This window comes from Klebsiella sp. Ech2A (assembly GCF_030078455.1).
Taxonomy (GTDB): domain Bacteria; phylum Pseudomonadota; class Gammaproteobacteria; order Enterobacterales; family Enterobacteriaceae; genus Klebsiella; species Klebsiella terrigena.
Genome location: NZ_JAQGFU010000187.1, coordinates 1 through 8,445, shown reverse-complemented (window position 1 = coordinate 8,445; position 8,445 = coordinate 1). Strand labels below are relative to the sequence as shown.

Annotated in this window: 6 protein-coding genes, 2 rRNA genes and 1 pseudogene; 3 read left to right on the top strand and 6 right to left on the bottom strand. The window is 57.7% G+C overall.

Annotation, left to right across the window (positions count from 1 at the left end):
• The 3 genes and pseudogenes from PFH44_RS22360 to PFH44_RS22350 form a co-directional block, all read left to right on the top strand.
• Positions 1-240, top strand: a pseudogene (locus tag PFH44_RS22360) (CDP-alcohol phosphatidyltransferase family protein); the annotation flags it as partial.
• A complete protein-coding gene (locus PFH44_RS22355; RefSeq protein ID WP_283826183.1) occupies positions 237-872 on the top strand; it encodes a lysophospholipid acyltransferase family protein in 636 nt (211 codons plus the stop codon). The pseudogene PFH44_RS22360 and the gene PFH44_RS22355, both read left to right, overlap by 4 nt.
• Complete coding sequence (locus tag PFH44_RS22350; protein ID WP_045853487.1) at positions 865-1,797, top strand: phosphatidate cytidylyltransferase; 933 nt, start codon at positions 865-867, stop codon at positions 1,795-1,797. Before PFH44_RS22355 ends, PFH44_RS22350 begins: the two co-directional genes overlap by 8 nt.
• Position 1,798: 1 nt before the next feature.
• On the opposite strand, the gene aceK is transcribed toward PFH44_RS22350, so the two are convergent.
• The 6 genes from aceK to PFH44_RS22320 form a co-directional block, all read right to left on the bottom strand.
• The gene (aceK, locus tag PFH44_RS22345; RefSeq protein WP_283826182.1) at positions 1,799-3,541 is read right to left on the bottom strand and encodes a bifunctional isocitrate dehydrogenase kinase/phosphatase; all 1,743 of its coding nucleotides are present in this window, start codon (positions 3,539-3,541) and stop codon (positions 1,799-1,801) included.
• 50 nt (positions 3,542-3,591) lie between these two features.
• Positions 3,592-4,896 (bottom strand): isocitrate lyase, encoded by a 1,305-nt coding sequence (aceA, locus tag PFH44_RS22340; protein ID WP_283826181.1) that lies wholly within the window; start codon positions 4,894-4,896, stop codon positions 3,592-3,594.
• A 34-nt stretch (positions 4,897-4,930) separates the two neighbouring features.
• A complete protein-coding gene (aceB, locus tag PFH44_RS22335; RefSeq protein ID WP_283826180.1) occupies positions 4,931-6,532 on the bottom strand; it encodes a malate synthase A in 1,602 nt (533 codons plus the stop codon).
• A 260-nt stretch (positions 6,533-6,792) separates the two neighbouring features.
• Positions 6,793-7,722, bottom strand: coding sequence for a homoserine O-acetyltransferase MetA (metA, locus tag PFH44_RS22330; RefSeq protein ID WP_045853491.1), 930 nt, complete (start codon positions 7,720-7,722; stop codon positions 6,793-6,795).
• 414 nt (positions 7,723-8,136) lie between these two features.
• A 5S ribosomal RNA gene (gene rrf, locus PFH44_RS22325) occupies positions 8,137-8,252 on the bottom strand.
• A gap of 94 nt (positions 8,253-8,346) precedes the next feature.
• Positions 8,347-8,445, bottom strand: a 23S ribosomal RNA gene (locus tag PFH44_RS22320); the annotation flags it as partial.

The window sequence follows — 8,445 nt, the reverse complement described above, 5'->3', positions numbered from 1 at the left end:
GCCTATATCCGCCTGCTCGGGGGCACCTGCGGACTGCCCCAGCGCTTCAGCGGACCGATGGCCAAACAGCATCGCATGGCGCTGCTGACCGCGGTCTCGGTGCTGGCCGCCGCGTTTCCGCAGTGGAGCCAGCAGGGCTTTGTGGCGGTTCTATGGCTGATTCTGGTCGGCGCCTTCTTTACCTGTATCAGCCGCGCGCGGCTCATTATCAAGGATCTTAACGCAGGAGAATCACCATGAGCTTTTCGCCGGATAAAACGCTGGTGCGGGCGCTGCTGGTTAGCGTATGCCGGCTGCTGACGGGCATTAAATCGCGCTGGAAAGCCACTCCGCAGCCAGGGCAGGCCACGCTCTACTTCGCCAACCACAGCAGCCATCTCGACGGGCTGGTGATCTGGGCCAGCCTGCCCACCGCGATACGCGACAACGTCCACCCCGTTGCCGCCGCAGATTACTGGAAAAAGAGCCGCCTGCGCCGCTACCTGGCCTCCCGCATCTTTGGGGCGGTGCTGATTGAGCGTAAAGGGCGGGCGGCGTCCCCGAGCGAAGATCCCCTCGCGCCGCTGGTCGCCGTGCTGGAAAACAGCGAGTCGCTCATTTTCTTCCCCGAGGGCACGCGCGGCAGCGGCGACGAGCTGGGCGAGTTTAAAAGCGGCCTGTACCACCTGATGCTGCGCCACCCCGACGTTCGACTGGTGCCCGTCTGGCTGGAAAACCTGAACCGGGTGCTCCCGAAAGGCTCCAGGCTGGTGGTGCCGATTATCTGCAGCGCCACCTTCGGCGAACCGCTGGATGGCCCGGCGGAAGGCGAAACAAAAGCGGCGTTTTTAGCCCGCGCGAAATCAGCGCTGGAGGCACTATCCCATGCATAATATCGATCATCAGCTCCTGCTGCTGCTGGCGGGACTCTTTTCCCTGCTGGTTATTGCAAGCCTGATTGGCTATCTGCTGTCGCTCAGAAAACAGAACGAAACCATCGCCAATCTCAACGCCAGAATTCGCGCCTGGTGGGTCATGTGCATCATCTCGGTATTCGCCATGCTCATCGGCCCCATCGGCTCGGTGATTTTGTTCGCGCTGATGTCCTTCTATGCGCTGCGCGAATGCGTCACCCTGACCCCCACCCGCCGGGGCGACCACGAGGCGCTGTTCTGGTGCTTTTTCGTGATTCTGCCGCTGCAGTACCTGCTGGTGGGGATCGAGTGGTACAGCCTGTTCGTGATATTTATTCCGGTTTATGCATTCCTCTTTATTCCCGCCCGCATCGCGCTGGCCAGCGATACCACCCACTTCCTGGAGCGCAGCGCCAAGATTCAGTGGAGCCTGATGATTGCGGTGTACTGCGTCAGCCATGCGCCGGCGCTGCTGATGATCGATATTCCGGGATTTGCCGGCGAAAACATCAAGCTGGTGCTGTTCATGATGATCGTCGTGCAGATTTCTGACGTGCTGCAGTACGTGTTCGGCAAGCTGTGGGGCAAGCGTCCTATCGTGCCGAAGCTGAGCCCGAACAAAACGGTGGAAGGCTTCGTGGGCGGGATTCTGAGCGCCAGCCTGGTGGGCGCGGCCCTGTTCTGGGTCACGCCGTTCAGCATGATTCAGGCCTTTTTTATCTCTCTGCTGATTACCCTGCTGGGGTTCGCGGGAGGCCTGTGCATGTCGGCTATCAAGCGCGATCGGGGAGTGAAAGACTTTGGCGCCATGCTGGAAGGGCACGGCGGCATGATGGACAGGATTGATTCCCTCTGCTTCGCCGCGCCGGTATTCTTCCACGTGGTGCGCTACTTTTACACCTGACCTAGCCCGCCTGCTGCATCGCGCCGTAGCGCACGCAAAAGCGCTGGCGGCGGCGGTAGGCGTAGACATCCTCCACGTGGCCATTGCGGATGCGCGTCTGCAGCTCGCGCCAGTAGTCGGCCCGCAGCAGATCGGCGTGCATCTCCTCGAGCAGCGGCCCGATACGCGGGTCCGCGCAGAGCCAGTGGCGGAACTCTTCCGGGAAAACGTCCCCCGGCGACACGCTGTACCACGGCTCGCTCGCCAGCTCATCTTCCGGATAGCGCGGCGGCGGGATCTCGCGGAAATTGACCTCCGTCATGTAGCAAATCTCATCGTAGTCGTAGAACACCACCCGACCGTGGCGGGTCACGCCGAAGTTTTTGAACAGCATGTCGCCGGGGAAAATATTGGCGGCGGCCAGCTGGCGAATGGCGTTGCCGTACTCCTCGACCGCATCGCGCAGCGCCTGGCCGTCAACCTGCTCCAGCCAGATATTCAGCGGCACCATCCGCCGCTCGATATAGAGATGGCTGATGGCAATCCGATCCCCAAGGTCGGTAATTTTAGCTCCGGCTTCCGACTGCAGCAGCGCCATCAGCTGCGGCGCGATTTGCCGCTTATCCAGCACGAAGTTTTCAAACTCCTGGGTATCGGCCATGCGCCCGACGCGATCGTGCTCTTTAACCAGCTGATAGCAGGCGCGGACGTGGGCGGCGGTCATCTCCTTTTGCGGCGCAAAGCGGTCCTTGATGACCTTAAATACCCGGTCGAAGCCAGGCAGAGTAAAGACCAGCATCACCATGCCGCGGATGCCAGGCGCCTCGATAAACTGCTCGTCGCTGCGGGCAATATAGTGCAAATATTCGCGGTAGCTTTCCGTTTTCGCGTGCTTCTGGCAGCCAATCGCCATGTACAGCTCGGCGGTGGTTTTCCCCGGCAGGATCTCGCGCAGCCACTCTACCAGCGCGCCGGGCAGCGGGGCGTAAACCATAAAATAGGAGCGCGCAAAGCCAAAGACGATACTCGCCTCTGCGTGGGTGGTCAGGCAGGCATCAATAAACAGCTCGCCTTCATCGCTGCGATGGACGGGCAGCAAAAAGGGCATCGTTGCCACCGGCGTCACCAGCTTGCCTACCAGCCAGGCCGCCTTATTGCGATAAAAGAGTTCGTTGGCTATTTGCAGATGGGAGCGGGAGAGCATCTCGTTGCCGAGAGCCTCCACCAGGCTGGCCGTGATATAGCCGATATCCCGCGCCTTGTTTTGCCACGCCAGCCGCAGGGGAAGATCGGAGAGTACCTTGCTTAATAGCGTTTCCCAGCCGCGCTCGGGGAAAAACGTTTTCGCCAGCGGACGGGGAATTGAGCGGAAGCTGCGCTCCGGCTGCGAGCTGAAAATAAAGAGCCGCTCGGGAGTCAGCGAGCGGTGGTCAAACAACCGGCAATAGACGGAATTGAAAAAGCTCTCCGCAATTTCGAAGCGAGGGTAATCCGGTAACAGGTGGGTGTAGTGCTCTTTCACCCGCAGTAAAAAATCGGCGTCGGTACTTTTGCCATCGGTAATGCAGCGCAGCTGTTCAACCACCAGGCCGACGTGATGGTCGTAGAGGTGAATACGCTGCTTCATCGCCTGCTGTACCGCGTGCCAGTCGGCGTGCTCAAAGCGCTGCTGCGCGCCCGAGGTCACTTCGAGAAAACGGCCATACTGGGCGTCAAAGCCCTGCAAAATAGTCTGTGCAATCAGTAGTTCCAGGCCACGCGTCATACCTTCCCCCTCACCCAACCCTCTCCCCGGCAGGGAGAGGGGGAAAACGGTCAGAACTGCTCTTCTTCCGTTGAGCCGGTCAGCGCGGTGACTGAGGAAGCGCCGCCCTGAATAATGGTGGTCACCTTATCGAAGTAGCCGGTGCCCACCTCCTGCTGGTGGGAAACGAAGGTGTATCCCTCCGCTGCGGCAGCAAACTCCGGCTGCTGCACCTTCTCAACGTAGTGTTTCATCCCCTCACCCTGCGCATAGGAGCGGGCGAGGTCGAACATGTTGAACCACATGCTGTGGATGCCCGCCAGGGTAATGAACTGATATTTGTAGCCCATGTCGGAGAGCGCCTGCTGGAAGCGAGCGATGGTGGCGTCATCGAGGTTTTTCTTCCAGTTAAACGACGGCGAGCAGTTGTAGGCCAGCAGCTTGCCCGGGAAGCGGGCGTGAATAGCATCCGCAAAGCGCTTAGCCTGCTCAAGGTCCGGCTTAGACGTTTCGCACCACACGAGGTCAGCGTACGGCGCATAGGCCAGGCCGCGGCTAATCGCCTGCTCAATGCCGGCATGGGTGCGGAAAAAACCTTCACTGGTGCGATCGCCGGTAATAAACTCGCGATCGTACGGATCGCAGTCAGAGGTGATCAGATCCGCAGCATCGGCGTCGGTGCGGGCGATGACCAGCGTCGGCACGCCCATGACGTCGGCCGCCAGGCGAGCGGCCACCAGTTTCTGGATAGCCTCCTGCGTCGGAACCAGCACCTTGCCGCCCATATGGCCGCATTTCTTCACCGACGCCAGCTGATCTTCAAAGTGAACCGCCGCTGCACCGGCCTCAATCATCGATTTCATCAGCTCAAACGCATTCAGCACGCCGCCGAAGCCGGCTTCAGCATCCGCCACGATCGGCAGGAAATAGTCGGTATAGCGCGGATCGTCGGATTCAATACCGGTGGACCACTGGATCTGATCGGCGCGACGGAAGGTGTTGTTGATCCGATCGACCACCGCCGGCACCGAGTTCGCCGGGTATAGCGATTGATCCGGATACATGCTGGAAGCCAGGTTGGCATCCGCCGCCACCTGCCAGCCGGAGAGGTAAATCGCCTCGATCCCCGCCTTCGCCTGCTGCAGCGCCTGGCCACCGGTCAGCGCGCCAAGGCTGTTGATATAGCCCTTCTTCGAGCCGCCGTGCAGCAGCCGCCACATTTTGGCCGCACCAAGCTGCGCCAGGGTACATTCCGGGTTGACCGAACCGCGTAATTTCACCACTTCTTCCGCGCTATACGGGCGGGTAATGCCTTCCCAACGCGGCTGTGTCCACTCCTGGTTTAATTCTTCGATTTGCTGAGTACGAGTTTTCATGTGCAGATGCTCCATAGGGTCACGAGTGGGTGAATTACGCCAGCAGGCGGTAGCCAGGCAACGTTAAGAAATCAATCAGTTCGTCTGAGGTGGTGATTTGTTCCATCAGCCGCGCGGCATCGTCAAAGCGGCCGCTGCTGTAGCGGTGCTCGCCCAGCTCCTCCTGAATAACCATCAGCTCTTCGCCAAGCCACTGGCGGAACAGCGCTTTGGTCACCGGCGTCCCGTCGCTCAGCGTCTTCTGATGGTGGATCCATTGCCAGATAGAGGTGCGCGAGATTTCGGCAGTCGCCGCATCTTCCATCAGGCCATAAATCGGTACGCAGCCGTTGCCGGAGATCCAGGCTTCGATGTACTGCACCGCCACGCGAATGTTGGCACGCATCCCGGCTTCGGTACGCTCCCCGTCGCAGGGGGCCAGCAGCTGTTCGGCGGTAATCGGCGCATCCTCGTCCCGGCTGACGCCCAGCTGATTGGTTCTTTCGCCCAGCACGCGGTTGAAAACCTCCATCGCCGTATCCGCAAGGCCCGGGTGAGCAATCCAGGTGCCGTCATGGCCGTTTTTAGCTTCCAGCTCTTTGTCGGCGGTAACTTTGCCGAGCACCTGGCGGTTGCGTTCAGCATCTTTGCTGGGAATAAAGGCCGCCATGCCGCCCATCGCGAACGCGCCGCGCTTGTGGCAGGTTTTAATCAGCAGACGTGAATAGGCGTTGAGGAACGGCTTGTCCATCGTCACCACCTGGCGGTCGGGTAAAACACGGTCAGCATGGTTTTTTAACGTTTTGATATAGCTGAAAATGTAGTCCCAACGTCCGCAGTTCAGGCCAACGATATGGTCACGCAGCGCGTGGAGAATCTCATCCATCTGAAACACCGCCGGCAGCGTTTCAATCAGCAGCGTCGCCTTGATGGTGCCGCGCGGCAGTTCAAAGCGATCTTCGGTGTAGCTGAAGACTTCGCTCCACCAGGCCGCTTCCTGCCAGGCCTGGGTCTTCGGCAGATAGAAATAGGGGCCGCTTCCTTTCGCCAGCAGGGCCTGGTGGTTATGGAAGAAGTAGAGCGCGAAATCGAACAGGCTGCCGGGAATCGACTCCCCGCGCCAGGTCACGTGCTTTTCCGGCAGATGCAGGCCGCGCACCCGACAAACCAGCACCGCAGGGTCGGGCTTCAGCTGGTAGATTTTCCCCGCTTCGTTGGTATAGCTGATGGTGCCGTTGACCGCATCGCGCAGGTTAATCTGACCGTCGATAACTTTGTTCCAGTCAGGCGCCAGCGAATCCTCAAAGTCAGCCATAAATACTTTCACGTTGGCATTCAGGGCGTTAATCACCATCTTGCGTTCAACGGGACCGGTGATCTCTACCCGGCGATCCTGTAAATCGGCCGGAATACCGCGAACCGTCCAGTCACCGTTACGAATGGAAGCAGTTTCCGAAATAAAGTCAGGCAGCTTACCGTCGTCGATATCCTGCTGCTGCTGGATACGTGCCGCCAGCAGCCTATTGCGCTCAGGCGTAAAGCGGCTCACCAGTTCCTCCAGGAACTCCACCGCCTCGGGCGTTAAGACCTGCTTTTCCTGCTCGCCATAGGGCTGGCCAAAGGCCAGTTCGTCAGTGATTGTCGCCTGTTGCGTCATTGTGCAGCTCCTCTTGGTTGATCCAGTTGGCGCGAGTGAAAGATCGTTGTCTGGTTTTCGCTCAACACAATTAAGACTACGCATTATTTTTCCAAAATCAAAAACAATTTCCATTTTAATTTTAATATACATTCAACATACTGATAACATTAAAATTAAAGTTTATTTCGTACATGAATTGAATTTCGGAAACAAAAAAGGCACCCGAAGGTGCCAGAGGCAAAATGCTGAAACGCTTTAGGATCGCGTTGGCTGGAGGATTAATCCAAAGTCGGATTCATATGCCGCAGATCGTATGGCGTGATTTGGTAGACATAGTAGTTCAGCCAGTTGGCAAACAGCAGGTTTCCGTGACTTCTCCAGCTGGCCCGCGGTGCGTTTTGTGGGTCATCATGCGGGAAATAATTGGTCGGTACTTCCGGGCTGAGCCCCGCTTCCACATCGCGGAAAAACTCCCCCGCCAGGGTATTGGCATCGTATTCCGGATGTCCGGTGACGAAGGCAATGCGCTTATCTTTGCTGGCAAACAGATAGGCATCGCCCTCTTCGGTTTCTGCCAGGATCTCTAAATCGGTATAGTCGCGGATCAGTGCGGCCGGAAAATCGGCGTAGCGCGAGTGCGGCGCGAGGAAGGTATCGTCGAAACCTCGGGTCAGCAGCGCATGCGGATGCAAAATATGGTGTTCAAAGACGCCGGAGATTTTTTCAGTGCGGGTTTGCTTGGGGATGCCATAAAGGATATTGAGCGCGGCCTGTACGGCCCAACAGACAAAAAGCGTTGAGGTGACGTGATCCTTTGCCCACTCCAGCACCTGCTTGATCTGCGGCCAGTAGGCCACGTCGTTGAATTCGACCAGCCCCAGCGGCGCGCCGGTAACGATCAGGCCATCAAAGTTCTGGTCGCAGATGTCCTCAAAATTGCAGTAGAAGTTGTTCAGATGCTCGGTTGGCGTGTTGCGAGACTCACGCGCGTCGATGCGCAGCAGCTGGATATCAAGCTGGAGCGGAGAGTTCGATAGCAGCCGCAGAAACTGGTTTTCGGTCTCGATTTTCTTCGGCATCAGGTTGAGGATAAGCACCTTCAGCGGGCGAATTTCCTGGGTCGTTGCGCGCGTTGCCGTCATCACAAAGACGTTCTCACTACGCAAGAAATTGACGGCCGGTAGCTCGTCCTGCACCCGAATAGGCATAACTTTATTACCTCATAGCATACGTATAAACGTTTAGACATCCAGACAGCTAACAATAACCAGGAATAAGCAAAATGTCGAGTCTGCAAGCGGAAGGTGAGAAAGTTTCAACCACGCACGGGACAGAATACAGGGATTAATCGGCAGGAAGCATTATGAATATAGCGCTGCACCGCGCGAATCGGCAAAAAGCGGGCAACGGCTGAGAACAGGGTGCTATGTGGTGGGATAGAGCAGCATTTTGACGCTACGTTTCACTGCTGCAGGGGCGGAAGAGAGAGGCATTTTTCGGCGTTTTATTCCCGGTTCGCGGCGCGCAGCGCCCGAACCGGACGGCGTCCGGCCGCTTTTCCTTAAACCGCAGACAACAAAAAAACCCCATGCTTTCGCATGAGGTTTTTCTGTTTGTTTGATGCCTGGCAGTTCCCTACTCTCACATGGGGAGACCCCACACTACCATCGGCGCTACGGCGTTTCACTTCTGAGTTCGGCATGGGGTCAGGTGGGACCACCGCGCTATTGCCGCCAGGCAAATTCTGTTACCAACACGCCTTAAGGCCTGTCAGTTAATCTGTATCAGCTGAAAATCTCTCAAATCATCACACCAAACAGCTTTGGCGTTGTAAGGTTAAGCCTCACGGTTCATTAGTATCGGTTAGCTCAACGTATCGCTACGCTTACACACCCGACCTATCAACGTCGTCGTCTTCAACGTTCCTTCAG

Excerpts from the sequence above, each read along its gene's own strand:
- metA (WP_045853491.1), bottom strand. The coding sequence starts at position 7,722 with ATGCCTATTCGGGTGCAGGACGAGCTACCGGCCGTCAATTTCTTGCGT.
- PFH44_RS22355 (WP_283826183.1), top strand. The coding sequence starts at position 237 with ATGAGCTTTTCGCCGGATAAAACGCTGGTGCGGGCGCTGCTGGTTAGC.
- aceK (WP_283826182.1), bottom strand. The coding sequence starts at position 3,541 with ATGACGCGTGGCCTGGAACTACTGATTGCACAGACTATTTTGCAGGGC.
- aceA (WP_283826181.1), bottom strand. The coding sequence starts at position 4,896 with ATGAAAACTCGTACTCAGCAAATCGAAGAATTAAACCAGGAGTGGACA.
- aceB (WP_283826180.1), bottom strand. The coding sequence starts at position 6,532 with ATGACGCAACAGGCGACAATCACTGACGAACTGGCCTTTGGCCAGCCC.
- PFH44_RS22350 (WP_045853487.1), top strand. The coding sequence starts at position 865 with ATGCATAATATCGATCATCAGCTCCTGCTGCTGCTGGCGGGACTCTTT.